At 66.0% G+C, this 26,984-nt stretch carries 25 protein-coding genes and 1 tRNA gene; 17 read left to right on the forward strand and 9 right to left on the reverse strand.

The window, feature by feature from the left end:
• Positions 1-75: 75 nt before the first annotated feature.
• Positions 76-453 (reverse strand): hypothetical protein, encoded by a 378-nt coding sequence (locus P2T60_RS10150; protein WP_276279129.1) that lies wholly within the window; start codon positions 451-453, stop codon positions 76-78.
• A gap of 200 nt (positions 454-653) precedes the next feature.
• Here P2T60_RS10150 and P2T60_RS10155 point away from each other — a divergent pair, with 200 nt between their 5' ends.
• Complete coding sequence (locus P2T60_RS10155; RefSeq protein WP_276279130.1) at positions 654-1,292, forward strand: hypothetical protein; 639 nt, start codon at positions 654-656, stop codon at positions 1,290-1,292.
• A 230-nt stretch (positions 1,293-1,522) separates the two neighbouring features.
• On the opposite strand, the gene P2T60_RS10160 is transcribed toward P2T60_RS10155, so the two are convergent.
• Together P2T60_RS10160 and P2T60_RS10165 are read right to left on the reverse strand one after the other, a co-directional pair.
• Positions 1,523-1,597, reverse strand: a tRNA-Val gene (locus tag P2T60_RS10160).
• A gap of 88 nt (positions 1,598-1,685) precedes the next feature.
• Positions 1,686-1,919, reverse strand: coding sequence for a DUF7553 family protein (locus P2T60_RS10165; protein ID WP_276279131.1), 234 nt, complete (start codon positions 1,917-1,919; stop codon positions 1,686-1,688).
• A gap of 676 nt (positions 1,920-2,595) precedes the next feature.
• Between P2T60_RS10165 and P2T60_RS10170 the strand changes: the two genes are divergently transcribed.
• Together P2T60_RS10170 and P2T60_RS10175 are read left to right on the forward strand one after the other, a co-directional pair.
• Positions 2,596-3,552: an MBL fold metallo-hydrolase gene (locus tag P2T60_RS10170; protein ID WP_276279132.1), complete on the forward strand. Its 957-nt coding sequence runs from the start codon at positions 2,596-2,598 to the stop codon at positions 3,550-3,552.
• Positions 3,549-5,282 (forward strand): adenine deaminase C-terminal domain-containing protein, encoded by a 1,734-nt coding sequence (locus tag P2T60_RS10175; RefSeq protein WP_276279133.1) that lies wholly within the window; start codon positions 3,549-3,551, stop codon positions 5,280-5,282. Before P2T60_RS10170 ends, P2T60_RS10175 begins: the two co-directional genes overlap by 4 nt.
• A 24-nt stretch (positions 5,283-5,306) precedes the next feature.
• On the opposite strand, the gene P2T60_RS10180 is transcribed toward P2T60_RS10175, so the two are convergent.
• A complete protein-coding gene (locus P2T60_RS10180; RefSeq protein ID WP_276279134.1) occupies positions 5,307-5,588 on the reverse strand; it encodes a hypothetical protein in 282 nt (93 codons plus the stop codon).
• Positions 5,589-5,681: 93 nt separating this feature from the next.
• Here P2T60_RS10180 and P2T60_RS10185 point away from each other — a divergent pair, with 93 nt between their 5' ends.
• Entirely contained in the window at positions 5,682-6,548 is an 867-nt protein-coding gene (locus P2T60_RS10185; protein ID WP_276279135.1) for an NmrA/HSCARG family protein, read from the forward strand.
• A gap of 23 nt (positions 6,549-6,571) precedes the next feature.
• Here P2T60_RS10185 and P2T60_RS10190 read toward each other — a convergent pair whose 3' ends face one another.
• Positions 6,572-6,877: a hypothetical protein gene (locus tag P2T60_RS10190; protein WP_276279136.1), complete on the reverse strand. Its 306-nt coding sequence runs from the start codon at positions 6,875-6,877 to the stop codon at positions 6,572-6,574.
• A gap of 151 nt (positions 6,878-7,028) precedes the next feature.
• Here P2T60_RS10190 and P2T60_RS10195 point away from each other — a divergent pair, with 151 nt between their 5' ends.
• Both P2T60_RS10195 and P2T60_RS10200 read left to right on the forward strand, forming a co-directional pair.
• A complete protein-coding gene (locus P2T60_RS10195) occupies positions 7,029-8,093 on the forward strand; it encodes a M20/M25/M40 family metallo-hydrolase (RefSeq protein WP_276279137.1) in 1,065 nt (354 codons plus the stop codon).
• A 432-nt stretch (positions 8,094-8,525) separates the two neighbouring features.
• A complete protein-coding gene (locus P2T60_RS10200; RefSeq protein ID WP_276279138.1) occupies positions 8,526-9,866 on the forward strand; it encodes a lactate racemase domain-containing protein in 1,341 nt (446 codons plus the stop codon).
• Positions 9,867-9,993: 127 nt separating this feature from the next.
• On the opposite strand, the gene P2T60_RS10205 is transcribed toward P2T60_RS10200, so the two are convergent.
• On the reverse strand, positions 9,994-10,770 hold the full coding sequence (locus P2T60_RS10205) for a helix-turn-helix transcriptional regulator (protein ID WP_276279139.1): 777 nt from the start codon (positions 10,768-10,770) through the stop codon (positions 9,994-9,996).
• A gap of 85 nt (positions 10,771-10,855) precedes the next feature.
• A complete protein-coding gene (locus P2T60_RS10210; protein ID WP_276279140.1) occupies positions 10,856-13,651 on the reverse strand; it encodes an ATP-dependent helicase in 2,796 nt (931 codons plus the stop codon).
• Positions 13,652-13,976: 325 nt separating this feature from the next.
• Between P2T60_RS10210 and P2T60_RS10215 the strand changes: the two genes are divergently transcribed.
• From P2T60_RS10215 to P2T60_RS10240, 6 genes are all read left to right on the forward strand, one after another.
• On the forward strand, positions 13,977-14,720 hold the full coding sequence (locus P2T60_RS10215; protein ID WP_276279141.1) for an MBL fold metallo-hydrolase: 744 nt from the start codon (positions 13,977-13,979) through the stop codon (positions 14,718-14,720).
• Positions 14,721-15,153: 433 nt separating this feature from the next.
• Entirely contained in the window at positions 15,154-15,792 is a 639-nt protein-coding gene (locus P2T60_RS10220; RefSeq protein WP_276279142.1) for a phosphoesterase, read from the forward strand.
• Between the two features lie 206 nt (positions 15,793-15,998).
• Positions 15,999-17,654: a tRNA uridine(34) 5-carboxymethylaminomethyl modification radical SAM/GNAT enzyme Elp3 gene (locus P2T60_RS10225; RefSeq protein WP_276279143.1), complete on the forward strand. Its 1,656-nt coding sequence runs from the start codon at positions 15,999-16,001 to the stop codon at positions 17,652-17,654.
• A gap of 202 nt (positions 17,655-17,856) precedes the next feature.
• Positions 17,857-18,183: an MBL fold metallo-hydrolase gene (locus P2T60_RS10230; protein WP_276279144.1), complete on the forward strand. Its 327-nt coding sequence runs from the start codon at positions 17,857-17,859 to the stop codon at positions 18,181-18,183.
• Positions 18,114-18,515 (forward strand): hypothetical protein, encoded by a 402-nt coding sequence (locus tag P2T60_RS10235; RefSeq protein ID WP_276279145.1) that lies wholly within the window; start codon positions 18,114-18,116, stop codon positions 18,513-18,515. Before P2T60_RS10230 ends, P2T60_RS10235 begins: the two co-directional genes overlap by 70 nt.
• Positions 18,479-18,724: a hypothetical protein gene (locus P2T60_RS10240; protein WP_276279146.1), complete on the forward strand. Its 246-nt coding sequence runs from the start codon at positions 18,479-18,481 to the stop codon at positions 18,722-18,724. Before P2T60_RS10235 ends, P2T60_RS10240 begins: the two co-directional genes overlap by 37 nt.
• Before the next feature lie 9 nt (positions 18,725-18,733).
• Here the strand turns inward: P2T60_RS10240 and P2T60_RS10245 are convergent, their stop codons facing one another.
• Positions 18,734-20,770 (reverse strand): methyl-accepting chemotaxis protein, encoded by a 2,037-nt coding sequence (locus P2T60_RS10245; protein ID WP_276279147.1) that lies wholly within the window; start codon positions 20,768-20,770, stop codon positions 18,734-18,736.
• A gap of 141 nt (positions 20,771-20,911) precedes the next feature.
• Between P2T60_RS10245 and rqcH the strand changes: the two genes are divergently transcribed.
• The 3 genes from rqcH (at position 20,912) to P2T60_RS10260 (ending at position 24,717) form a co-directional block, all read left to right on the forward strand.
• Positions 20,912-23,014, forward strand: coding sequence for a ribosome rescue protein RqcH (gene rqcH, locus P2T60_RS10250; RefSeq protein ID WP_276279148.1), 2,103 nt, complete (start codon positions 20,912-20,914; stop codon positions 23,012-23,014).
• 225 nt (positions 23,015-23,239) lie between these two features.
• On the forward strand, positions 23,240-23,977 hold the full coding sequence (locus tag P2T60_RS10255; RefSeq protein WP_276279149.1) for a DUF4013 domain-containing protein: 738 nt from the start codon (positions 23,240-23,242) through the stop codon (positions 23,975-23,977).
• Between the two features lie 56 nt (positions 23,978-24,033).
• Positions 24,034-24,717: a DUF4013 domain-containing protein gene (locus P2T60_RS10260; RefSeq protein WP_276279150.1), complete on the forward strand. Its 684-nt coding sequence runs from the start codon at positions 24,034-24,036 to the stop codon at positions 24,715-24,717.
• A 60-nt stretch (positions 24,718-24,777) separates the two neighbouring features.
• Here the strand turns inward: P2T60_RS10260 and P2T60_RS10265 are convergent, their stop codons facing one another.
• Positions 24,778-25,293, reverse strand: a complete 516-nt coding sequence (locus P2T60_RS10265) for an RDD family protein (protein ID WP_276279151.1) — start codon at positions 25,291-25,293, stop codon at positions 24,778-24,780.
• A 167-nt stretch (positions 25,294-25,460) separates the two neighbouring features.
• Here P2T60_RS10265 and P2T60_RS10270 point away from each other — a divergent pair, with 167 nt between their 5' ends.
• Positions 25,461-26,528 carry an mRNA surveillance protein pelota gene (locus P2T60_RS10270; RefSeq protein WP_276279152.1) on the forward strand — a complete coding sequence of 356 codons (1,068 nt, stop codon included), beginning with the start codon at positions 25,461-25,463 and terminating at the stop codon, positions 26,526-26,528.
• 4 nt (positions 26,529-26,532) lie between these two features.
• Entirely contained in the window at positions 26,533-26,958 is a 426-nt protein-coding gene (locus tag P2T60_RS10275) for a DUF8215 family protein (RefSeq protein WP_276279153.1), read from the forward strand.
• Positions 26,959-26,984: the final 26 nt, after the last annotated feature.

Here is a 26,984-nt window from a genome sequence, read left to right on the forward strand (position 1 = left end):
TGACTCTTTTTTGACGTGACCGAGTAGTCATACGGCGCGGCGTCGTCGCGTCGGTAACAGTGATAGCGAACGCGTTCACGGGGAGTCCGGTCGGCCGACCGAGAGGGGTGAATCGTGCGTGACGGTCGAGACGCCAGACGCCGTACTCGTCCCGGTCATCGACGCCGCGAGTAGCGCCGCCTCCGGTCGCTCGGACGGCGAGGCGTCCCGACGATTGCCGTCTCCGAACAGGAGACCGCTCCCGCGCTCCGGTCGAGATACTGCGAGGATTCGGTCACGACGCCCGACCCGAACGAGGACCTTGCGGCCTACGCCGAGACACTGCTCTCGCTGGCCTCGCTCCCCGACGTTCGGACGATTGTCCCGGTCCGGGAGGAAGACATCTACGTGCTGGCGAAGCACCGCGAGGCGTTCGCCGACCGCGCGGACACGCCGTGGCCCGTACCGTATCAAGTTCGGTCGCCGAAACCGACACAGAGAATGGTGTAATCGACAAGAACATATTTTGGAAACGATACGATAGCGAGCGTCTATTTAAATCGGCGGGCCGACGAACGAAGGCAGTCGGCGACGAGTACGGACTCGCAGACCTACCAGATTCAGTTCGATAATAGTTAACATACCACGTCCGTACTGTGAGACAGGGGACAGGAATGACGGACGATATTTCGCGTCGGCGACTGCTCGAAACCAGCGGTGGGGTACTCGGCGGGTTCTCCGTACTCGGGTCGCGGGCGTCCGACGCCGGGCGCGCCACGTCGGGAATCACGGGGTGGGTGACGAAGGGAAGCAGAGCGACAATCGACGGGAGCGACGGCACCGTAGAGACTTTTCGATACTTCGGGTCGAGCCTCTGCAACGACGGCGACTCGTTCAAGTGCCGGACCTGCGACGGAGCGACGTTCTACCTGCTGGTCCCGGTCGGTTCCGGCAAGCCGACCGTCGGCGACACCTATCGGTTCAGTGCGACCGGGAACGGCAACTTCTGCGGAAACTTCCAAGTCCGACTGTCGAGTGGCGGCTCGTGTGGGAATTCGGCAACCTCGAGCGACTCCGAGACCGAAACCGACGAGAGTCCCGACGACCCCGAGACGGCGACGGAAACGACGACAGAGACAACGACCGAGGTCCCGGACGACCCCGAGACGGAACCCACGACGACGGAAGAGACTGAAACAACGACGGAAGAAACGGAGACGACCGAAGAGACCGAGACCCCGACAGAAGAGACAGAGGAACCCGAGACGGAGACGACTGCGGACGAGGAGAGCAACGAGACGACGGTAGAGTGACGGATAGCGGACTTCTCGACCGAGATGGTTCTGTTCTCCGTGTAGTTCGCGGCAGAATAGTTGGTCGGGGCGGATTCGAACCTCGCCGAGACGGTCCGGGCGTGCGGCGCTTCGCGCCGGTCCGGGCGTGCGACTCGTCTGGTTCAGAATCCTTCCGACGACGGAATTTGTGACTCGCGGACGAGCGAGCGACAGAGAAGTCGCTCGCGGTGTTGCTCGTCGCGAGAATATGGGTCGGGGCGGATTCGAACCGCCGACCTGCTCCGTGTGAAGGAGCTGTCATAACCGGACTAGACTACCGACCCGCGTACTCCATCCTTTCCTCTTCCGGGACTTAAGACTTACTTTACGTTCGGAAAACCGACCGGCGGCCGAGGCGCGGCGCGAACCCCCTCAAGCGCGCCTGCGCACCTTCCGCACGGCGCGGCGCGCTCTGTCGGCGGCCTCGTCCTCGGTCCGCTTCAGTTCCGCGCGCCATCGCTGGGCGCGGTTCAATTCCTCTCGCTCGCGGCCCGTCGCCTTCCGGACGCGGCGCTCTGCGGGTTCGAGTTCCTCGCGCACGCCGCGGCCGAGGTGCTTGCCCGCGCGACGGGCGTAGTACCACGCGTCTTCGAAGTGTTTGTTCATCTCTGGCACACCATTATGTTCTTACGACGAGGACAGATATAGCTTTTACCCTCGCCGTGCCCGAGTCGAGAGCTAGTGTCGAGTTCACTAAGAGACATCTACAGATTGCTTTTAGATAATTTCACAATTTTTAAAGACAGGTATAGATTTTCACGAGGTTTATTTTGCTGTCTCCCCGTCTGACCGTCGTGGTAGCGAACGGTGACGCCACGACGCCGTTCCGTCACCGCGGAGAGAACTATCGACTCCGTGAGTCAATCAGGACCGCACCGTGCCTGTACCGCGACTGCACCGCGACTACACTGCAACGTGACCGCACAGCACCACCACTGCACAGCAGTCGATTGCCGACGCCAATCAGGACCGCACCGAAACCGCATCCGCTACCGCACCGCGACCGCACAGCACCGCGCCCCGTTCCTCCCCGCGTGCGTCTGCGCTCGCGGGGAACCGCGAGCGCGAGCGCAGACGCGGCGCATCCTGTCGGATGATGAGTAGAGCGCATCCTGTTGTCTGTCGGGCCAAGTGCAGTCACGTGGTCTGTGGGCCGACCGCGGCTCCGCGGTCCGAGAAACCCCGAGACGTGGCGGCCCTCGAGCGCTCACGTCGCGTCACTCCTTCGGGAGCGACGGCGCGTGTCAAAAACTGTTTATCGGCAGACGGCCACAGTGGGCGTATGTTCACGCGGCTTTCGATACCGACGCCGTTCCAAATCGGCCCCGTCAACGCCTACCTCGCCGGGCGGACGCTAATCGACCCCGGACCCGGAAGCGAGGAGGCGTGGGCGGCCCTGCTCGACGGACTCGAAGCCCGCGGGTTGGGACCCACCGACGTAGAGCAGGTGCTGGTGACCCATCCCCACCCCGACCACTTCGGACTCGCCTCGCGCCTCCGGGAGGCGGGCGCGCGAATCGTCGCCAGTCCGACGACGGCCGACGTTATCGCCGACTTCGAGGCCCGACTCGACTACGAACAGTCGTACTTCGTGGACTTCTTCGAGCGCCACGGGATGGCTCGCTCGACCGCCGAAACCGTCACTGACCTCCCCGAGTCGTTCCTCCGGGTCGCGCCCGGCGTCGAGACCGACGCCACACTCGAAGACGGCGAGACCGTCGAAGTCGCCGACACGACGCTCACCGCCGAGGCCGTGCAGGGCCACGCGCCCGGCGAGACGATTTTCACCTACGAGACCGACGACGGGGAGAAGGAGGCCGTCGTCGGCGACCACGTTCTCGGCGACATCACGCCCAATCCCCTGCTCCAACCCCCAATCGAGGAGGGCGGCGAGCGACCCCGCGTCCTCCCGGCGTTCAACCGCTCGCTCGCGGACCTCCGCGGCCGGGACTTCGACCGACTCCTGCCGGGCCACCGCGAGGAAATCGAGAACCCCGACGAGCGCATCGGCGAGATTCTGGACGCCCACGACGAACGCACCGAGAACGTCCGCGGAATCGTCGCCGACGGCCCGACCACCGCCGTCGAGGTGATGAACGAGTTGTTCGAGGACCTGCCCGCGACCGAGTACTTCTCGGGGATGAGCGAGGCGGTCGGCCACCTCGACGTGTTGGACGAACGCGGCGAAGTCGAGTCGCGCGAACAGGGCGGCGTCGTGGTCTGGGAGGTGGCAGAGTGAACGACCTCCAGTCGGTCGCGCTCGGCGAGGAGTCGGCCGACCTCGTGATTACGGGCGGGCGGGTCTGCCTGCCCGAAGTCGGCGAGTTCCAGTCGCGCGACGTGGTAATCGTGGACGACCGCGTGGCCGCCCTCCCCGAGGACGCCGACCCGGTAATCGGCGACGACACCCGCGTCGTCACCGCCAGCAATCGCGTCGTCGCCCCCGGATTCGTGGACGCCCACACCCACCTCGACCTCCACCAGACGTTCGAGAACGCCTATCACTACGCAATCGAGGGCGGCACCACCACGGTCGTCTCGGAGGTCACGGGCTACGGTCCGGCGTTCGGCGCGGAGGGCGTCGAGCAGTTCCTCGCGGCTACCTCCTACCTCCCGGTCCGGGTCCGGGCCGTGGTCCCGCCTCACCCCCTGCTCGACACCTTCGAACCCCGCCGGGCCGACGACGAGGAGGCCCAAGCCCTCGTGGACTTGCTGGGCGACGACCGAGTGGTCGGCGTCGGCGAGACCGACTGGATTCACGCGGTCGGCCGCGAGACCCCCGCGGAACTGCTCTACGAGCGAGCGGACGCCGAAGGCAAGACCGTCTCGGGCCACGCCGCTGGTTGCGCCGACGAGAAACTCGCGGCCTTCGCCAGCGTCATCGACGACGACCACGAGGCCATCTCGGGCGAGGGAATCGTCGAGCGCGTCGAGAACGGCATCCACGCCATCGGGCGCTACGGGTCGATTCGGGACGACATGGAAGCGATAGGTGAGGCCTACCCCGAGGTGCCGACCGGCGAACTCTCGCTCTCGACGGACGGGATGTGGCCCCGCGAACTCATAGACGAGGGCGACATGGACGCGGTGGTCCGGCGGGCCATCGAGGAGGGCGTCGAACCCGCCGACGCGATTCGGATGGCGACGCTCAATCCCGCGCGCCACTTCGGGCTGGACGAGGAAGGCGTCGGGTCGCTCTCGCCGGGCAGTGTCGCCGACGTGGTACTCATCGACGACCTCGACGAGGTGAACGTCTCGACGGTAATCAGCGGCGGTGAAGTCGTCTTCAACAAGGGCGAGTCGAAGGTCCCGCCCAGAAGCCACGAGTACCCCGACCGCTTCTACGACTCGGTGAACGTCTCGACCGACCCCGAGCAGTTCCGGGTGTCCGCCGACGCCGCCACCGACGGCGAGGTCCGCGCGGTCGAACACCAACGCGGCCTGCTCTCGCGCGAGACGACCGTCTCCCCGCCGGTCGAGGACGGCGAACTCGTCGCAAATCCCGACGCGGGAATCCTGAAGGCGACCCTGCTCGACCGCCACCCGAAGGGAGACGGCACCGGGTTCACCGGGTTCGTGACGGGTCTCGGTCTCGACTCGGGCGCGGTCGCTACCAGCGTCGTCTGGGAGACCACTGGCGTCCTCGCCATCGGGACGAACGACGCCGACGCCCGAACCGCGGTCGGCCACGTCGCGGAGATGGGCGGCGGGTGGGCCGTCGTGGAGGACGGCGAAGTCGTCGCGGAACTCCCGACGCGGGTCGCGGGCGTCTGCTCGGACCTCGAAGTCGAGGAGACCGCGAAGCTCTACGACGCGGTAGAGGCGGCCCTCCGGCGGCTCGGTGCCGACGGCGACCGACCCCTGCTCGCGGTCCAGACGCTCACGTTCCCCGGCGTCCCCCAACTCAAGTTCTCGTTCTCGGGCTACGCCGACATCCTGAACCGGGAAGTCGTCGGCTTGACGCCCTGAAAATTCGTTCCGGTTCGCTCGCTCTCAGTCTTCCAGCATCTCCTCTTCGGCCCCCGACTCCCCGCCGCCACCTTCGGGCGTCCGTGCCTGTGCCGCACTCTCGGTCTCTCGCCCGCCTTCGGGATGCTCCCGGATGGTTCGAATCTGCTCGTACGGGAAGAAGTTCCGGCCCGTATCGCGGTCTATCCAGACGCCGGTGTCGTAGAACTCCAGACTGTGGCCGCTCACCGGAGACGTGACCTCTCGTTTGCCGCCCTGTTCGCCGTGTCGTTGAACGAGGTACACCGAGTAGACGCTCTCGGGCATGGCGGAGGGAGTACGTCACAGAAGTCGATAAGTGTGTAGGGTGCCATCACTAGCCACTTCGCTTAAGCCCGCGTCCGTCGCACTCCCGCTACCATGCCGAAGACCGTTCTCGTGACCGGCGCGACCGGAACCCAAGGCGGCGCAGTCGCAGACCACCTGCTGTCGGGCGACCACGGCGAGTTCGCGGTCCACGCGCTCACCCGCCACCCCGACAGCACCCCGGCCCGCGAACTCGCGGAGCGCGGGGCCGAGGTAGTGCAGGGCGACCTCGCCGAGAAGAACACCATTCGACCCATCGTAGAGGAGGTAGACGCCGTGTTCGGCGTGACGAACTTCTGGGAACACGGCTACGACGACGAAATCGAACACGGCACGAACCTCGCGGAGGCCGCCGCCGACGTGGGCGTCGAACACCTCGTGTTCAGTTCGGTCGGTGGCGCGGAACGGGACACCGGCATCCCGCACTTCGACTCGAAGTGGGAGATAGAACGGCGCATTCGAGACCTCGACCTGCCCGCGACGGTCGTCCGCCCCGTCTTCTTCATGCAGAACTTCGAGGCGGCGCGCGAGGACATCGAAGGCGGGACGCTGGCAAACGCCCTCGCGGAGGGCGTCTCGCTCCAGATGATAGACGCCGACGACATCGGCGGGTTCGTCGCCGAGGCGCTCGCGGACCCCGACCGATACGTCGGCGAGAGCTACGAACTCGCCAGCGACGAACACACCCTCGAGAGCGCGGCCGAGACCTTCTCCGACGTGCTGGGCCACGAGGTCGAAGCGGTCCACGTCCCCATCGACGAGTTCCGCGAGCAGATGGGCGAGGAGTACGCGGTCATGTTCGAGTGGTTCAACGAACACGGCTACGAGGCCGACATAGAGGCGCTCCGGACCGACCACGACGTGGGCTTCACGCCGCTCGCGGAGTACCTCCGCGAACGCGGGTGGAGCGCCGACGACTGACGATTCCGTGGAGGCGCGAAGGCTTACCGCGACCGGATGCGCGAGAGCCGACCGCCCACTGATTCCTCCTCGGCCGCGGCCTTGCGCGCGCGCTGGGACCGAAGCCGGTTGTACGCGATGCCCGCGCCGACGACCAGCGCGAGGATGGCGAACGACCGGAGTTTGGGCGCGATTGACGGTCGGTCGGACTGCCCGCCGTCGGTACTCGCGTCCGATTCGCTCCCGGACCCCAGCGACAGCGAGCGAGAGCGCGATTGCTTCTCGCCGCCGTCGGGGTTCACCGACCAACTGAACTCCGAGTCGTGGAAATGGATTTCGAGAATTCCCATGCCTTGGGACTTCGCCGAGCGCGAACTTAGCGGTTGGGGCGGGTCGAAAGGCCGTCGCCTGAACGACGTACCGGCGACCGACGTAGCGTCTCGTGATACGGTGTGGCAACCGAAGTAGAAGTTTCATTATCACGCAGTCGTTTTTCCCGATATGGACGATGCACACAGCGACTTTCTCGACAATCTGCTCACCACCCCGAGTCCGTCCGGATTCGAGACAGACGTACAGCGCGTCTGGGTCGATTACGTCTCGGCGTTCGCCGACGAGGTACGAACCGACGAGTACGGCAACGCCGTCGCCGTCGTGGAGGGCGGCGACCCCGCCGTCGCGTTCACCGGCCACGCCGACGAAATCGGCCTGATGGTAAACAGCGTGGACGAAGACGGTTTCGTCCACCCCTCGCGGGTCGGCGGCACCGACCGCACCGTCTCGAAGGGCCAGCACGTCGAGATTCACACCGACGACGGCGTGGTCCGGGGCGTGGTCGGCCAGACCGCCATCCACCTCAGGGACACCGGCGAAGAGGAGTTCGAGGACATCAACGAGCAACACGTGGACATCGGCGTCGAGAGCGAGGCCGAGGCCCGCGAACTCGTGGACGTGGGCGACCCCATCACCTTCGACACGCCGGTCCGGGAACTGGAGGGGACCCGGAAGGCCGCCCGCGGGATGGACAACCGCGTGGGCATCTGGGTCGCGGCGGAAGCGGCCCGGCGCGCGGCCGAGTCCGACGTGGACGCGACGGTGTACGCGGTCAGCACCGTCCAAGAGGAACTGGGCAAGCAGGGCGCGAAGATGGTCGGGTTCGACCTGCCGGTGGACGCCGCAGTCGCGGTGGACGTGACCCACGCGGTCGATTCGCCCGACATCGGCAAAGAGCAAGACCAACACGGCGAGGTCGATTTGGGCGCGGGTCCGGTCGTCGCCCGTGGCTCTTCGAACCACCCCGAGGTCGTGCGCGCGGTCCGAGACGCCGCCGAGAGCCACGACCTGCCGGTCCAGTTGCAGGCGTCGGGTCGCTCGACGGGGACCGACGCGGACGCCTTCTACACCTCGCAGGGCGGCATCCCATCGCTGAACCTCGGCCTGCCCAACCGCTACATGCACACCCCGGTCGAGGTCATCGACACCGACGACTTGGACGCCGCCGCGGACCTGCTGGCCGCCTTCGCCGAGGAGTCGGCCGGACGCGAGGAGTTCGCGGTCGATATTTGAACCGACCGCGGGCGCTCGGCGTGACAAGTGATGGGACGCGCCCGACTCGGCGGACCACGGGACGCGCTCTACTCACCATCCGACAGGATGCGCCGCGTCTGCGCTCGCGCTCGCGGTTCCCCGCGAGCGCAGACGCACGCGGGGAGGAACGGGGCGCGGTGCTGTGCGGTCGCGGTGCGGTAGCGGATGCGGTTTCGGTGCGGTCCTGATTGGCGTCGGCAATCGACTGCTGTGCAGTGATGATGCTGTGCGGTCACGTTGCAGTGTAGTCGCGGTGCAGTGGTGGTGCTGTGCAGTGCGGTCGCGTTGCGGTCGCAGTGCTGTGGGGTCCCGAATCCCGGTCGTCAACCACCGCACCGACGCCGCCGGAACCAAAAATATCGCCGACACGTAGCGACGGTTTCAGGCCCCGAGACGACGAACCCCCGAGCGATGGAACTCCCCTACGGCGACACCACAATCGAAGCCTCGCTTCCCGACTGCAACGTCACCGTGGCCGAACCGCCCGGCGGCGACCCAGTGGAACCCCGCGAGGCCGCAGAACGAGCGATGGCCGACCCGCACGGGCCACCGCTCGCCGAGCGAGTGAGCGCGGACGACGAGGTGGCAATCGCCGTGACCGACGTGACCCGCGCGACCCCCGACGACGTGCTGGTTGACGCGCTGTTCTCGGACCTCCGGGCGGCCGGAATCGACCGCGAGCAGGTGAGTATCGTCGTCGGACTCGGCCTACACCGGCCGATGACCGACGAGGAGTTGCGGACCGCGCTCGGCGAGTACGCCGACATCGCGCACAACCACGACGCCGACGCCGCCCGCGAGGTCGGGACCGTCGAGGGACCCGACGGCGAGTCCGTCCCGGTCGAACTCAACCCCATCGTGGCCGACGCAGACGCCGTGATTTCGACCGGGATGGTCGAACCCCACCAGTACGCGGGGTTCTCCGGCGGCGCAAAGACCGTCGCTATCGGCGCTGGCGGCGAGTCGCTCGTCCGGTACACCCACGGCCCGGCGATGCTCGCCCGCGAGGGCGTCCGCCTCGGACGCGTCGAAGGCAACCCCTTCCGAGCGATGCTGGACGAGGCGGGCGACCGCATCGGTCTCGACTTCTGTCTGAACGTCACTCACGGTCCCGCGGGGTTCCTCGGTGCGAGCGCGGGCGACCACCGCGACGTGGTTCGAGACCTTTCGGAGTTATGCAAAAGAAATATTTCTGTTTCTTTAAGCAATACGTACGATGCCGTGGTCGCGGGCGTGGGCGCACCGAAAGACGCCAACCTCTATCAGGCGACTCGGGCCGCCACCTACGTCGCTTTGGGCGATTACGACCCGCTCGCGTCTCCGGCACGGCGCGCCGGAGACGCGAGCGGGGAAGGGGACGACTCGGCCGCGAGCGGAGCGCGTAGCGAACCGCGGGACCGGGGGCGACTCGTCGTCCCCGCGCGCTTGCAGGAGGGCGCGGGCGAGGGCACGGGCGAGCGGCGCTTCTACGACCGACTCAGGGGGGCCGAAAGCGCCGAGGCGCTCTACGACGAGATGCGACGGGGCTACGAACCGGGCGCACAGCGCGCGTTCGTCGTCGCGCGGGTACTCCGGAACTACGACATCTACGTCACGAACAGCGAACATCCCGGAGTCGTGGAGGACTGTCTGATGCACGCCAGCGGGTCGGTAGAAGACGCGATACCGAAGGGGAGCGACGTACTGGTCGTTCCCGACGCGCTCGACACGTTGGTTGTCTCGGACGGTCCGGGAAATGGGTTTGCTAGGTAACGGTGTCGAGGCGCAGTTCGACATGTTCTCTCTGGGGTAGAGTAATCACCGACTGGAAGGGTTTCCCGACCCGAACGATTCGCGCGCTCGTTTCAGAGGGTGAAACGGTTTCGGACTCCGAAACGGGTCACGGCGTCGAGGCCGTCTCGACGGTGACGGCGTCGTTCCGGAACGTCCGGAACACCGACAGCGCCCACTCGCGCAGGTCGTCGTCGGTCGAGTGCAGGCACGCCCGGAGGTGGCCCGTGTCGTCGTACCCGCCGAGAAACACGTCGTCGTCGAACACCGAGAGACCGAACGTGAACGTCTCCGGCGAGACGAAAAGCGACAGGCACTCGAGCGACCGGGCCTGTTCGAAGTCGTCGGGATACGACTGCTGGGAAGTCTCGGCCGCGGACTGGGAGAGGACGAGTTGCACCGACGACTCCCGTTCGATGAGCGGTTCGCACGCCCGGTTGAACGCCGGGACGACGGTCGGTAAGAGCACCCGGAGTTGGGTCGCGTCCATCGGGATTGACCCGATGAAATACTCGCTGGCGGCGTGGGGGTCGGTCCGCGTCGAGGTTTCGACGTGGTAGTCCTCCAGCGGAACCGGCAGTTCGTGGGCGCGTTCGAACTGGGCGAGGAATCCGCTCAGCGACTCCACCTCGGCGACGGTTTCGCACACCGTCTCGAACCGCCGGAGAACGATTCGACCCGCGGAGGTAGCCCGATAGCCGTCGTCGCCGCGACGGACCCACCCGAACTCCTCGAACGAGTCGAGTATCCGATGGACCGTCGCGCGCGAGGCGTCGTGTTCGTCGCACAACGCCGCGGGCGTGAGCGACTCCGACGTGAGCGACCGTAACGTCTCGACTCGATGTTCGGACGCCGCGAGAAATCTCACTTTCTCGGTAGCAGTCATTAGCCGTAGGAAAACAGAGGGGAGAGAAGTCATTTTTGTCAGCCAGAGTATATAGTACGCTGGTCGTCACGACTCGAGCGCGGCGTTACTTCGCGGCGCTCGGACCGCCCGCGCTCCCGCACTCGTCGCCGATTTCGTCCAGTACGCGCTCGTGAAACTCCTGAAGCACGGCGCTCTCGTCTTCGGCAAGCACAACGTCGCTCGCCATCAGCGTGGCGAGACCGAACGCCTTCGGCGTCGGGGTGTCCACGCGATTCCCGACGACCGACACGTCTCCGCTCTGTACGTCCGCCAGCACGTCCTCTACGGCCGACACCGCGAGTTTGTCCTCGATTATCTCCCGGTAGGTCTCTTCGACCACCGCGAACCCCTCCAACTCCTCGGCGAATCCCAGCAACATCTCGCTGGAGACCTGCTGTTCGCTGGCGGACTTCTCGTAGCCCTTGTACCGCTTGAGAATCATCAGCGACCGGGTGGCGTTGATTCGGAAGTACCGCTGGAGTAGTTCGGTGCCGTCGAGGGCGGCCCGGAGGTCCGACCGAACCTCGTCGGGGTCCACGTCGCGCAGAATCTCGGTCACGTCCACCTTCCGATTCAGCGGCATCGACACCGTGAATCCGTGGTCGGCGACGGCCACCGAGACGTTGGTGTTGGCGGCGTTCGCACATCGGTAGGCCACCACCCGCGAGAGACCGTCGTTGAACTTCCGACCGTAGTTCGAGTGGACGTAGTAGTGTCGCTGGTACTCGTCGCGGTCGAGTTCGACCTCCACGGCGAGGCGCTCGTCGGTGCTGACGCTCTCTGGTCCGGCGTACCGGACCTGCTCGTCGAACATCCGCGTGATTGCTCGGACGCTGTTCTCGTCCAGCGGGAACTCCCGAAGCCACACCCTGACCGCGGGTTTGCCCCGCTTCTCGAAGCGTTCGAGGAGTTCGCGCTGGAACGCCAGAATCGACCGGCCGAGGTCGTAGGAGAGGGGCAACCGCTCGGAGAACCACGACGGGACGGTGGGCCGGGAGTTCGTCCGGTCGGCGTACACCTTCGACCCCCGGCGGTACTTGAACTCGAAGTTCTGGCCGCCGAGGACGAACACGTCGCCCTTTTCGAGGGTGTCGAGATAGCTCTCGTCCAAGTCGCCGACCCACTCGTCGTCGCCGCGGGTGAACACGTCGCAGGTGAACGAGTCCGGAATCGTGCCGATGTTGGTCATGTAGATGACCCGCGCCAACTTGCCGCGCTTGCCGATTAAGGGTTCGCCCACGTCGAACTCCGGATAGTGGTACTCGCCGTCGGGCGGGTCGTTCTCGTCGCGCCAGATTTTGGCGTAGACGTTCTTGTCCTCCAGTCCCTCGTAGTCGGAGGTCAGGTAGCGAAACAGCGTCTCGAACTGCTCGTCCGAGAAGTCCCGATAGGGGTACGCCCGACGGAGGGTCTCACGGACTTCGCTCTCGGGGCGCACCGCGTTGATAGCCATGCCGTAGACGTGCTGTGCGGCCACGTCGTAGGCCTCCTCGGGGACGAACACCCGGTCCACGAACCCCTCTTGGGCCTTCTTGAGCATGACCGCACACTCCACGAGTTCGTCGCGGTCGAGCGCAATCACCCGGCCCGTGACCGTCTCGCCGAGTTGGTGGCCCGCCCGCCCGACTCGCTGGAGCAGGGAGGCCACCGACTTGGGCGACCCGACCTGCACCACGAGGTCGATGTGGGGCATGTCGATGCCCAACTCCAGACTCGTGGAGGTCGTCACCACGTCGAGGTCTCCCGTCTTCAGGTCCTCCTCGATGGACTGGCGGGCCTCCTTCGAGAGACTGCCGTGGTGACACCCCGAGTTTCCGTCGTCGTAGGCGTCGTATCGCTCCCGGAGGTTGTGGAGGACTCGCTCGGCACCGGACCGGGTGTTCGTGAAGACGAGGGTGTTGGTGTGGTCGCCGATGAGGTCGTGGAGTTGGTCGTAGAATCGCTCGTTGACCACCTCGCGGGGCGTGTCGATGAGGTCGTCGGTCGGACACTGCAACTCGATGTCGAACTCCCGGACGAACCGGGCGTCCACGATTTCGCAGTCGCGGGCGGGTCGGACGCCGGAACCGGCGTCCGACCCGCCGTCGGTCTCCCCGTCCGTCCCGTCGCCCGTCTCGCGCCCCACCAGAAACTCCGCGATGTCTTCGAGGGGTTCGACCGTCGCCGAACACCCGATTCGGGTCGGCGAGGACTCGGCCACGTTCTCCAGTCGCTCCAGACTCACCGCGAGGTGGGTGCCCCGCTTGCCGTCGGCGAGACTGTGAATCTCGTCCACGACGACGTACTCGACCGTCTCCAACTTCTGCTTGAACTTCGGCGAGTTGAGCAGGATGGCCAGCGTCTCGGGCGTCGTGTTGAGAATGTGGGGCGTCTCGTCGAGCATCTTCCGGCGGGCCGAATCGTCGGTGTCGCCGTGGCGGATGGCGTGGCGAATCGAGGGGTCGCCGTCGGTCTTCTCGGCGATGCCTCCGAGAGGGACCTCCAAGTTCCGGTGGATGTCGTTGGCCAGCGACTTGAGCGGCGAGACGTAGAGACAGTAGACCGAATTGTCGAGTCCGTCGTCCTGTCGGCGCTCCCGGCGGAACAGTTCGTTCAGGATGGCGGTGAACGACGCCAGCGTCTTGCCGCTTCCCGTCGGCGAGGCGACCAGCGCGTTCTCGCCGTCGCGGACGAGGGGGATGGTCTCCTTCTGGGGCGGCGTGAAGAACCCGCCGTTCTCGGGGGCGTACTCGCCGAACTCCTCGACCCACCACTCGCGGACTTCGGGTTCCAGCGATTCGAGGACGGCGGCGTCGTCCAACTCGACCGACTCGGCGTCGAAGTCGAAATCCCCGCGCGCCAGCAACTCGCGCGCTCCCATCTTGGCGGTGTGTTGGGGTCGGGTACTTAAGACGGTTTGCCCACCGGAGCGAAAGTGAAACCCGGCGAGTTCGAGTAGTTCCGCGTCGGACGGCCCCGCGAGTCGCTTCGACTCGCGGGGCCGACTCGGATTCGATTCCGGCCGATGTTCAAATATAACTCCTCGCCATCTAGTGAAAGTGAAACGTCGGCCTTCGGACCGTCTCGTATTGGTCGTCCCCTTTTCGCTTCCAGAGTGGACTATATAAATATTCGTCGCAACCGACGACTCCGCTCGCGGAATCGTCACCCAAGCCATTAACACCGTTCGGCCCGGCGAATCGAACATGCAGGTCACGTTTCTCGGCACCGGAAGCGCGATGCCGACCGGCGAACGGTATCAGACCGGTCTCGTCGTCTCCGACGACGAGGCGGACCGACGCCTCCTCGTGGACTGCGGGAGCGGCGTCCTCCACCGCCTCCAGCAGTCGGGCGTCGAGTACGAGAACGTCTCGACGGTTCTGTTGACTCACCACCACCTCGACCACGTGGCCGACCTCCTCCCCCTGTTGAAGGCCCGATGGCTGGCGGGCGAGGAGTACCTCGAAGTCGTCGGACCCTCGGGCACCAAGTCGCTGGTGGACGACCTGCTCGACGTTCACGACTACCTGAAAGGCCGCGTGGACCTCCGCATCCGGGAGGTCGGCGCGCACGAGTTCGAGGTGGCCGGGTTCGACGTGGAGGGCTACGAGACCCGCCACTCTCTGCCGTGTCTGGCCTACCGCTTCGGCGACTCGTTCACCTACAGCGGCGACAGCGAGGCGTTCACGGGTCTCGCCAACTTCGCCGACGGGTGTGACGCGCTGGCCCACGACTGCTCGTTCCCGGACGACGTGGACGTGGACAACCACCCGACGCCGACCCAGTTGGGCGAGGCGCTGGCGGCGTCGAACGCCGACATCGGCCGCGTGTTCCTGACCCACCTCTACCCCCACACCGAGGGCCGCCACGAGGAGATGCTGAACGCCATCGAAGCGGTTTACGACGGTGACGTGCGGTTCGCCGACGACTTGCGGACCGTAGAGTTGTAGGACGAGACACGTCTGGAAGTCGTCAGCAGTGCCGACGATTTTCGGACGGACGAACCGTGACTGGAGACCGGAACGGGCAGGAAGGGACAACTACTCCATATCTTGAGAAAGAATTTTAATTGTTAAAAAATTATTTTTCTATATTTCACTCCCAACGGTCCATCGAGGGACGCTCGGCCGACCAACTCCAAGGGTGGATAAAGGGGCCGCCGCTCGCGCAACGCTTGGTCGTCTCCGGTGGCCCTATTCGAGCGCCGAACGAAGTGAGGCGCGAGAATATCCACCGGAGCGACCGCGACCCGGGGCTTTCCGGACCTTCTTCGTACCGATTCCCGAGTCCGCGACCGTTTCGACGGGGGAGAACGGGGACAGTTCTCCGTCGCCTCCGACCGCCAGCGAGGTTTTCCCTCACGACGACGTATCCCGGTTCGACATGAGCGCGCTCGACGCGGCGATGCGGGTCTACCCCTACGTATTCCACCCCGCCGTGATGGTCGGCGCGGGGGTGTTGGTCCTGATTCGCCACGAGTGGGCGCGACGTGACGCCGACCGGTCGGCGCTCGTTCGCCGCCTCGGGGCGTTCCTCGGCGCGGGCGTCCTCTCGTTCGTCCCGACGCTGGTCTACGCCGCCGTCACGGGCCAGAGCCTCGGGCAGGTCACGAAGGGCAACGTCTGGCAAGTGGACGCGCTGGTCGCGGGCGGGGTGTTGTTCACCGCCGGGGTGACGTGGTTGCTCTGGCACCGCTACGACTGGGGACCGCTCGTGCCGGGGTACGCGGAGGCACTCGCGGCCGCGACGATTCCCTACGCCGCGCTCTCGCCGTTCTGGAACTTCTCGGGCCACGTCACGATGGCGGTGATGCCGACGCTCTACCTGACGCTCGTGGACCGGAAGTTCTGGCCGACGCTTCTGATTCCGGTGGTGATGGTCCCGAATCGGGTGTATCTGGGCGCGCACGACTGGGCGCAGTCGGTCGGCGCGTTCCTCGTCGTCGCGGCGGTCGTGGTCGGGGTGTTCTGGTTCCAGACCGGCGGGGAGTTGCGCGCGGAGCCGGATTCGGTGGTTTCGTGAATCTTCACAATCCACCGTGGGAGGATGAAGGGGCCGGTCGCTCGCGTTCAGTTTAGTCGTCTCAGCGACCGGGGGCTTCAACGGGCATCTTCATCACTACTGTTCTGTCGGCTCTAATAGATTCCCTGACGACGAGACCACTCCAAAACGAGTTTTGCACTCACAGACGACACCCTTTTCCCGCCCAACCGACCAAATACCACGTAATGAGTACCGAGACGCCGGACGCCACCGAGACCGAGGCGTTCGAGCGAGTCTGCGAGGAACTCGTCGAGCGCATCCTCGCGGGCGACGTGGAACGCGACGAGTTGGAGAGCGAGAAGCTATCGGTCTGCTCGGAGTTCTCCTCGCCGAAAGTTCCGAAGAATTCCGAGTTGCTCGACTACGCGCCCGACGAGCGCCGCGAAGACTTACAGGAGGTCCTCCAGCGCAAGCCGGTCCGGACCGCCTCGGGCGTCTCGCCGGTCGCAATCATGACCAGTCCCCACCAGTGTCCCCACGGCAAGTGCCTCTACTGTCCGGGCGGACCGGGGTCGGAGTTCTCCTCCTCGCAGAGCTACACCGGCCACGAACCCGCCGCCGCCCGCGGCGTCCAGAACGACTACGACCCCTACGGGCAGGTCACGCTCCGTCTCGAACAGATGCGCGAAATCGGCCACCCGGTCGATAAGGTCGAACTCATCCTGATGGGCGGGACGATGACCGCCCGGAGCCACGACTATCAGGAGTGGTTCGTCAAGCGCGCGCTGGAGGCGATGAACGACTACGACACCGGGAAAGAGCCAGAACCCGCCGAGGGCGTCAGCTTCGCCGAGAACCCCGAGGACGTGGAGTTCCGGTATCTGGAGGACGTTATCGCCGAGAACGAGCAGAACGACGTGCGGGCAATCGGCATCACCTTCGAGACCAAGCCCGACTGGTGTGACCCCGAGCAGATAAACCGGATGCTCGATTTGGGCGGTACGAAGGTCGAAGTCGGCGTCCAGACGACCTACGAGCGCATCAACCGCGAGATGCACCGGGGCCACGGCGTGCAGGCCTCCATCGACGCCAACCGGCGACTCCGGGACTCGGCGTTCAAGGTCGGCTTCCACATGATGCCCGGCCAACCCGGAATGAGCAAGGAGATGTGTCTGGAGGACTTCCGGCGACTCTTCGAGGACAAGAAGTGGAAGCCCGACTACCTCAAAATCTACCCGACGCTCGTCGTCCGGGGCACCGCGACCTACGACTGGTGGCATCGGGACGACTACGAACCCCTCCGGAACGAGGAGGCCGCCGAGTTGGTCGCCGAAATCAAGTCGATGATTCCCAAGTATACCCGCCTCCAGCGCGTCCAGCGGGACATCCCCGCGGACTTCATCGACGCGGGCGTCTGGAAGTCGAACCTCCGCCAACTCGCCCGCCAGCGGATGGACGACCACGGGTGGACTTGCGACTGCATCCGGTGCCGGGAGGTCGGCATGAACGACGAGGACCCCGAAAACGTCGAACTCGACGTGATGACCTACGAGGCGGCGGGAGGCACCGAACACTTCATCAGCTACGAGGACCCGGACAAGGACCTCCTGATAGGCTTCTGTCGCCTGCGCGAACCCGGAAATCCGGTCCGCCGAGAACTCGAAGACGCCGCGCTCGTCCGCGAACTCCACGTCTACGGCCCGATGGTCGAAGTCGGCGACCAGAGCCACGACTGGCAACACAAGGGCTACGGCAAGAAACTGCTCCGGAAGGCCGAGGAACTCGCGGCCGACGCCGGGTACGAGAAGGTCAGCGTCATCTCGGGCATCGGCGCGCGAGAGTACTACCGGGAGAAGTTGGGCTACTATCAGGATGGCCCGTACGTGAGCAAACGGCTGTGAACCCGCGAGAGCAACCACACCGCGAGCGTAGCGAGCGGGCCGAGTGAGGACCGAAGGGACGAACGACGGCTTTTCATCGACGTTTTGCAAGCGAGCGGCGTTCAGGCCGCGAGCGCCGGAAAAGGTCGGACCGGCCCGTACGTGAGCAAGCGACTCTAATTCTGCCACCGAGTTCTTCACCGCGAGTCACCAACCTCGCTCCATGCACCTCACGCTCTTGGGTTCTGGCGGCGACTCCCAGACCCCCATGCCGACCTGCGACTGTCGCGTCTGCGACCCCGCCCGCGAGGAGGGCGCGCCCCACGCCAGACTCGGCAACTCGACGCTGGTCCGCGAGGCCAACGCCGTCGTGGACGCGCCCGAGTCCATCTGGGCGATGCTGAACCGCCACGACGTGACCGACGTGGAGTACATCTTCGTCTCGCACCACCACATGGACCACGTAGGAGTCTGCGAATCGTGCAGGCCATCGGACGCCCGCAGTACCCCCTCGAAGACTGGGACAACGAGGACCCGGCGACGGTGGTGATGAGCGAGACGACCTACGACCGCATCGCCGAGTCGCTCGACATCGAAGCCCAGTACGACGACCGGGGGTACGCCGAGTTCGAGTTTCTGGCCGACGGCGAGACGATGGCGCTCGGCGGCGGGGTCGAAGTCACGGGAATCGGCGCACCTCTCGACCCCGACGGCCCAGAGGACGCCGCGATGGAGTACCTGTTCGAGGAGGACGACGAGCGCGCGCTGATTTCGCCGGACGAGACCACCTTCCTCGACCTCGAAAAAGTTCCGGACGACCTCATTTGTGGGTCAAGGAATGTGGCATGTTCCGGGAGACGCCCGGCGGCGACCCCATCCTGAGCGACGAGTTGTGGGCCGAAGAGCGCGACCACCAGACCACCTTCGACCAGACGCTCGAACAGGTCCGGACCGTCGGACCCGACCGCACCGTCCTCACCGAAATCGAAGAGATTTACCGGCGACGGCCGGACGAGTACTGGGAACTGGCCGACGAGTACGCCGACCTCGGGGTCGAGTTCGGCCGCGACGGGATGGACATCGAGGTGTAGCGAGCGAGGTCAGCGACCGTCGCCCGTCAGTTCGCCGACGCGCGCCGCGAGGTCGTCTACCGAGTCGGCCTGCGCGTCCATCTCGCGGACGATTTCGTCGGCAGTCTCGTCCACCCCGTCGGCGCTCCGCTTGGCGTCCTCGATGGTCGCCGCGACTTCCTCGACGGCGGTGGCTTGTTCGTCGTTCGCGTCCGCGACTTCCCTGATACCCTCGGTCGCGGTTTCGACCGCGGTGGCTATTTCCCGGAGGGCGTCGAGAGTCGCGTCGATTTCCTCGTCTACGTGTTCGACCCGACCGTGGGACTCCTCTACCGACTCGACGGTTTTGAGCGCCCGCTGACGGAGCGTCCCTATCCGGTCTGCGATGTCGTCGGCGTGGTCGCTGGTCTGGGTCGCCAACTCCTTGACCTCCTCTGCGACGACCGCGAACCCGTCTCCGGCCTCGCCCGCCCGCGCCGCCTCGATGTTGGCGTTCAGCGCGAGCAGGTTGGTCTGGTCGGCCACGTCGGAGATGAACTCGACCACCTCGCCGATGTCGTCCATCCGGGTTTCGAGTTCCGTCACGGAGTCGAGCAGGTCGTCGCTCAACTCCAGCACTTCGGCGGCCGCGTCGCGGGCCTCCTCGCCCGAGTCGAGTCCGCGCTCTGCCTCCGAGAGGGCTTGCTCGGCCGCCTCCGCCACCTCGTTCGAACTCGCCGCCACTTCCTCCATCGTCGCGCTGAACGAGGCGATTTCGTCGGTGACTTCGGCCAGCGCGTCGTTCTGGTCGTCTATCTGCTCGTCGATTCGGTTCGCGGACGCGACCGCCTCGTCTATCGACGCCGAGAGCGCCTCGGTCCGGTCGTCCACGCGTTCGACCAGCCGCTGGAAGTTCTCGGCCATCGCGTTCACGTCGTCGGTGAGCGCCAGCAAATCGTCGCCGACGGTGCCGTGGGGGTCGTCGTAGTCGGCCCGCGCCGTCAGGTCGCCCTCGCCGATGGCGTCTAAGGTCGAGGTGACTTCCTCCGCGAGCGCCGAGACGCTCCGCTGGTGGCGAACCTCGTCGGTTCGGTCGTCGACGACTTCGAGGACGGCCCGGAGGTCACCGCCGTCGTCGAACAGCGGGACCGCCCGAAAGCCGATGTGAATCTCCTCGTCGCGTTCGTTGAGCAGGGTGCTGGTGTCCTCGTAGACGTACCGGTCGCCGAAGGTCGTCTCGGTCCGCTCCACGTCGCTTCGCTCGTGGGCGGTCCGGGGCGCGTCGGCCACCTTGTCCACGAGGCTCTCGTGGCGGCGGCCGTCGGTGTACGACGCCGCGGCGATGCTCTCGCGATTGTCCTCGCCAAGCGCCTCGCGTTCGCCGATGCCGAGCATCTCCGCCAGACCCTCGTTGTACGCCAGCACGGTGTGGTCGGGCGCGACGAGGAACGCGGGCGTCGGGAGCGCCGCCAACACGTCTCCGACCGCGAGCGCCGTGTCTGTGGAACTGTCCGGGAGTTCGCCAGTCGCGTCCGAACTCTCGGCGTCGGACTCGGTTCGCTCGGCAGTCGCCTCGGCGTCGTCCGCGGACGACGCCGAGGCGTCCTCACGGAGGTCCGAGGCGTTCTCGCGAGGGTCCACCGCGTCGGCGGTCGCGTCCGAGTCGTCCTCGGGGACGTACCCCTCGACCCCGGCCCGCATGTCGGCGAGCGCCGCGGCGATACCCCCGCGGAGTCGCGCCTCGGCGGTGTCGAGGTCGTCGGAATCCAAGTCGTCCTCGCCGTCCCTACGGAGACCGTCGAAGACCGACGAGACCAACGCGTCGAACGCGACCGAGTAGGTGTCGAGGTACGCGCCCGCGCTGACGCCCTCCCCGGCCACCCGGCAACCGAGCGCCGAGGCGGTCTCGGTCGCCGTCTCGCCCGCGAGCAGTGCAGAGAGGTGGTCGGCGTGGTCGCGGCGCAACTCCGCGGGAACCGCCGCGTCGTACTGGTCGCTCAGAACTCGCGGGTCCACGTCGGGCGCGTCGTTCCCCCGCGACGACCAACCCGAATCGTCGGACTCGTGGGGCTGTCTTTCGTGTGACATCCTTTTCTCAGATTAGTATCCTCCTATCTCATGTATCCCTCGGTTAATATATTTTCAAAGCTGTCAGTGTTCGGAGAATCGTAGCGCGGCCGAACTCGTCGTAACGATAGGATTTTCCGCCGCAACGAGAAATTACGGGGCATGGACCAGAAGCGGGAACTGTCGAGCATCGACCTCGCGGCTGTCGTGGCCGAGTTGGGGGCCTACGAGGGGGCGAAACTCGACAAGGCGTATCTCTACGACGACGACCTGTTGCGTCTCAAGATGCGGGACTTCGACCGCGGGCGGGTCGAACTCATCGTGGAAGTTGGCGAGTTGAAGCGCGCTCACGTCTCGGCCCCCGAGAACGTCCCGGACGCGCCGGGGCGACCGCCGAACTTCGCCATGATGCTCCGGAATCGGCTCTCGGGCGCGGACTTCGCGGGCGTCGAGCAGTACGGCTTCGACCGCATCCTCCAGTTCCACTTCGAGCGCGGCGACGAGGACACCACCATCGTCGCGGAACTGTTCGGGCAGGGCAACGTCGCGGTGTTGGACGAGAACCGCGAAGTCGTCGATTCGCTCGACACGGTGCGTCTCAAGTCCCGGACCGTCGCGCCGGGGAGCCAGTACGAGTTCCCCGACGAGCGAGTCAATCCCCTCGAAATCGACTACGAGGTCCTCGTGGCCCACATGGAGGAGTCGGACACCGACCTCGTGCGCACCCTCGCCACGCAACTCAACTTCGGCGGTCTCTACGCCGAAGAGGTGTGCGCCCGCGCTGGCGTCGAGAAGGGCAAGGCGATTGCCGACGCCGACGAGGAGGATTACGAAGCCATCTTCGACGCCATCGAGCGTCTCGCCGAACCCGTCCGTTCCGGGGAGTTCGACCCGCGGGTCTACCGCGAGGACGACCGACTCGTGGACGTGACGCCGCTCCCTCTCGAAGAGTACGCCGACCTCGACGCCGAGGCGTTCGACACGTTCAACGAGGCGGTGGACTTCTATTACGCCAACCTCGACTTGGAGGGCGACGACGCCGACAGCGGCGGGGTCGGCGACCAGCGCCCCGACTTCGAGGCCGAAATCGAGAAACAGAAGCGCATCATCGAACAGCAAGAGCAGGCCATCGAGGGGTTCGAAAAGGAGGCCGAACAGGTCCGACAGAAGGCCGAACGACTCTACGGCCACTACGGACTCGCCGACGAGATTCTGACGACGGTCCGGACGGCGTTAGACGAGGGCACCTCGTGGGAGGAAATCGAGGCGCGATTCGCCGAGGGTGCCGACCAAGGCATCGAGGCGGCCCAAGCGGTGCAGGGCGTAGACCCCGAGAACGGCATGGTGACGGTCGAAATCGACGGCGTGGACGTGCCCCTCGACGCCGAGATGGGCGTCGAGAAGAACGCCGACCGCCTCTACACCGAGGCCAAGCGTGTCGAAGAGAAGAAGGAGGGCGCGCTGGCCGCCATCGAGGACACCCGCGAGGACTTGGAGGACGTGAAGCGCCGCAAGGAGGAGTGGGAGGCCGAACCCGACGACGAGGACGAGGGCGACGACGAACAGGAGGAAGTCGATTGGCTCTCGGAACCCTCGATTCCGATTCGCAAGCAGGAACAGTGGTACGAGCGCTTCCGGTGGTTCCGGACCTCCGACGGCTTTCTGGTCATCGGCGGGCGCAACGCCGACCAGAACGAGGAGTTGGTCCAGAAGTATCTCGACGGCAACGACCTGTTCTTCCACGCGCAGGCCCACGGCGGTCCGGTGACGATTCTGAAGACTTCCGACCCGAGCGAACCCTCCCGCGACGTGGACGTGCCCGACCAGAGCAAGCGCGAGGCGGCCCAGTTCGCCGTCTCCTACTCGTCGGTGTGGAAGGACAGTCGGTTCGCCGGTGACGCCTACGTGGTCACGCCCGACCAAGTGAGCAAGACGCCCGAGAGCGGCGAGTACCTCGAAAAGGGCGGGTTCGCCATCCGCGGCGACCGCAACTACTTCCGCGACGTGGCGGTGGGCGTGGCGGTGGGCATCGCCTGCGAACCCCACACCCGGGTTCTCGGCGGGCCGCCGTCGGCCATCGTCCCGCAGGTCGAGACCCATATCGAGGTCGAACCCGGCCGGTACGCCCAGAACGACATCGCAAAGCGCATCTACCGGGAGTTCCGCGAGCGGTTCGAGGACACCTCGTTCGTCCGGAAGGTGGCGAGCGCCGACCTGATTCAGGAGTTCCTGCCGCCGGGCGGGAGTCGGACGAAGGGCGAGTAGCGGCCGAGTAGCGCGTCGGACCCCGACGCGCTACTCGGTCCTGTCGCGGTCCGCCATCTGGACTAACTATACATTTCTAAAAGAAATAAATACACACTTTAGAGAACGATATATGAATCTACCGACCCACGCTACACCCCGCCTCACAACCATTAAGCCGGTAGCCAGCGTCCGTACCTGCGAGCAAGTCCCCTTCTCCACCGAAGCACCTGCTCGGAATCAATCATGTTCGAAACAGCACTCAGATACCTCGTGGACAGCGACGACGGCGTCGAGACCATCCTCGTCGGCGGACTACTCACCCTATTGGCGTGGCTCCTGATTCCGGCGGTGTTCGTCGCGGGCTACTTCCAGCGAGTCCTCGCGCGGACGAACGCGGACGAGACCGCCCCGTCGTTCGACGACTGGGCCGACCTGTTCGCCGAGGGCCTGAAGGCCATCGGCGTCACGATAGCCTACTTCGCGGTCCCGATTGTCCTGCTGACCGCGGTCCTCCTCAGTCTGCTGGTCGTCTCGGTCGAGACGGCGGTGGTCGAGTCCCCCGCCGTCGCCGAACCAGTCACGAACGTCGGACCCGACCCCCTCGGCGTCGTCGTCGTTCTCGGCGGTCTGGCGCTCGCGTCCGTGACCGCGCTCGCCGCGTGGTACGCTCTGCCCGCCGCGCTCGCCCGACTCGCGGTCGAGGGTCGCCTCGGTGCCGCGTTCGAGTTCCGGAAACTGGGGTCGGTCGTCACCAGCGAGTCGTACCTGACCGGGTGGCTGGTCGCGCTGGTCGTCCTCGTGGTCGGCGGTGCCCTCGTCGGCGGTCTCGCCTCGATACCCTTCGTCGGGTGGGCGGCGGTTCCGTTCGCGGCGTTCTACCTGAACGTCGTCGCGTTCGCGCTCTACGGGCGGGCCTACCGCGAGGCGACTCGTGCCGGACGCCGCGAATCCGTCGAAGGGGAGCGCCAGACCCCGGCGTGAACGCGGGACCGGCGACGAGACGCCAGAACTAACTTGGATTACTCGAACCTTCTGTCATGCTCCGCGAGTCGCTGTCGTACCCGGCCCGGACCGACGAGGAGACCCTGCTCGTCGGGACGATACTCGTCGTCGCGGTCGGTCTGCTCGCCCGCCTCGGCGTTCTCGCGGCCCTCGCGGTCGTTCCCGCCGTCCTCCTCGTGGGCTACGTGCTGGCCGTCCTCCGCGCTACCGCCGAATCCTCCGGCGGCGCGTCCGCAGATGCGGACGCGCCGCCGGAGTTCTCGGACCTCCGGGCGCTCGCGGCCGACGGTGCGCGTGCGCTCGCGGTCACGGTCGGGTACTTGCTCGTGCCCGCGGCCGCGCTCGCGGTCACGGTCGGCGGCGCGAGCGCGGGCGCGCGACCCGAGAGCCTCGGTACGACGACGTTCGTCTTCGGCGCGGGGACCGTCGTCCTCTTCGTCTCGCTGGCGTTCGCCTACCTCCTGCCCGCGGCGCTGGTCGGGGTCGCTCGGACCGGCGAACTCGCGGCGGCGATGGACCGCGGCCGCCTCCGCGGAGTCGCCGGGGGGAGTCGGTACTTCGTCGCGTGGGCCGCGGCCCTGCTGGTCGGCGGCGTCGGTCTGGTCCTCGCCGGTGGACTGGCGACGCTCGGCCGACCCGGTGAGGTCCTCGCGCTCGCGGTCGGGTTCTACGCCGCCGTCGTGGTCGCTCGGTTGGTGGGCCGAGGTATCTCGGGTTAGCCGCCGCGACGACCTCGGGGACCAGCGCGTGAGCGATAACAGAACGTTTCCGAGCGGTTCTTACGGTGTGGGTTCCGTCTCGGGGGTCGTCTCGGTCGCCGTCGATGCACCGGTGTCCCGGGGGGTCTCTTTTACGACGACGGTGCCCGCGATTCGGTCGCCGAGACGTTGGCGCTTGTCGCCGCTCGCCATGAAAATGAAGCCGACGACGTAGTAGAACAGGCCGTCGATGATTTCGAGAGCGTTGCGGAGGAACGCACTGCCGTATCCGCACTCGCTCCCGTCTTCTTTGACGACTTTGATTCCCAGTAGCTTCTTGCCGACGGTGTAGCCGTCCCAGTAGCCTTCGAGGAAGAAGCCGTAGAACACGCTTCCCACGAAACCTAGCAAGAGACCGATTAGGCCGAAGCTTCCGGCGATGTCGCTGTTGCCGGTCGCACCGCCCATCACTCCGAAGAGCAGGACCACCCCGAGGAGGATAGCGAAACCGACGAGCGAGTCGATGATTTGTGCGCCGATGCGCGCTCCGATAACGTTGGTATCGTCGCGGTCGGGTCGTTTCGGATAACCTGACATCGCTCAAATAATTCCCAACCTAACTTTATAAATTGGGCGGAACTCCCACGTAGATATAAAAACGGATGCGGGTTCTCAGCGGTGACGTTCCGTGATAGCGCCACCGAGAGAGCGTCACGCGCCGATAGATAGTAGAACACTTACAGGCAGAACACGGAGCAGTTCGTATGCGAATCAGCAACCGCCAGCAGGTCGAAGGCTCCCGCGAGCGCATCACGCTCGTCCCCGAGAGTCTCGACGACCTGTGGCACCTCACCTACGTCCTCGAACCGGGCGACTTCGTGTCGGGGGACACGACCCGGCGCATCCAGCGCAACGACGACCAGATGCGCGACACCGGCGGCGAGCGCGAACACATGCACGTCACGCTCGGCGTCGAGGAGACCGAGTTCCACAAGTTCTCCAACCGACTCCGAATCAGCGGCGTCATCGAGGACGCCTCGCGCGAGGACCAACTCGGTATGCACCACACCCTCAACGTCGAGGAGAACAAGGAAATCGCCATCGAGAAGATTTGGAAACCCGACCAGCTCGACCGCCTCGAAGAGGCCGAGGAAGCCACCGACAACCCCGACGTTGCCATCGTCACCGTCGAGGAAGGGCAGGCCCACATCCACACCGTCGCCCAGTACGGCACCGAGGAGTACGCCGAGTTCACCGGCACCACGGGGAAGGGCGAGTACGCCCGCGGCCGGGACGAACTGTTCGGGGAACTCACCAGCGCGCTCTCGCGCATGGACACCGACGCCATCATCCTCGCCGGACCGGGGTTCACCAAGCAGGACGCCCTCGACTTCATCGAGGAGGAGGCCCCCGACCTCACCGAGAAGATTACGACCGTGGATACCAGCGCCGTCGGGGACCGCGGCGTCCACGAGGTCCTCAAGCGCGGCGCAGTCGAGGAGGTCCAGAAGGACACCCGCATCGCCAAGGAAGCCGAACTAATCGACGAACTCACCAAGCGCATCGGCGAGGGACCGAAGGTCGCCTACGGTGCCGAACAGGTCCAGAAGGCCGCCGACTTCGGGGCCATCGAACACCTCCTGATTCTGGACGAGCGACTGCGCGCGGAACGCGGCGACGACGGCGAGTGGGACTTCGACGTGAACGAACTCATCACCACCGCCGAGCAGAAGGGCGGCGAGGTGACGGTGTTCTCCAGCGAGTTCGCGCCGGGCGACCAACTCTCGGGGTTCGGCGGCATCGCCGCGCTCCTGCGGTACCGACTGGAGTAGGAGTGTGGCGGTGGACTTCGAGGAGTGGCTGGACTCGGTGTTCTTCGCGGGTCTCGAAATCTCGGTGTTGTCGATTCCGGCGCTCGTCGCCCTGCTGTACGCCACGCCGCGAGGCCCTGTCTCGCTCGCCGCTCTGACCGCAATCGCGGTCTCGACCTGCGCGGCGGCGACCCTCCGCGGCGGATGGGTCGAACTCGGCGACTGGCCTCGGCCGGGCGACCCCTACACCGTCCCGGCGCGGTCGGCCTACTACAGCGCGACGATTGCCGTGGCGTCGTACCTCGGGGCCGCGGCGCACGTCGCGCTCGGCGTCCCTGCCGCCGGAATCGCGGTCTCGACGGGCGTCTCGCTCGCGGCGATGGTCGCGCTCCCCCGAGCGATTGGCGGCTTTCGGTCGCTGGCGAACAGGCTTCGTTCGGAGACGTTCTGAGAGCCCACAATTATTCTCTTTTCTGA

Origin of the sequence: Halorussus caseinilyticus, from assembly GCF_029338395.1 — an archaeon.
Taxonomy (GTDB): domain Archaea; phylum Halobacteriota; class Halobacteria; order Halobacteriales; family Haladaptataceae; genus Halorussus; species Halorussus caseinilyticus.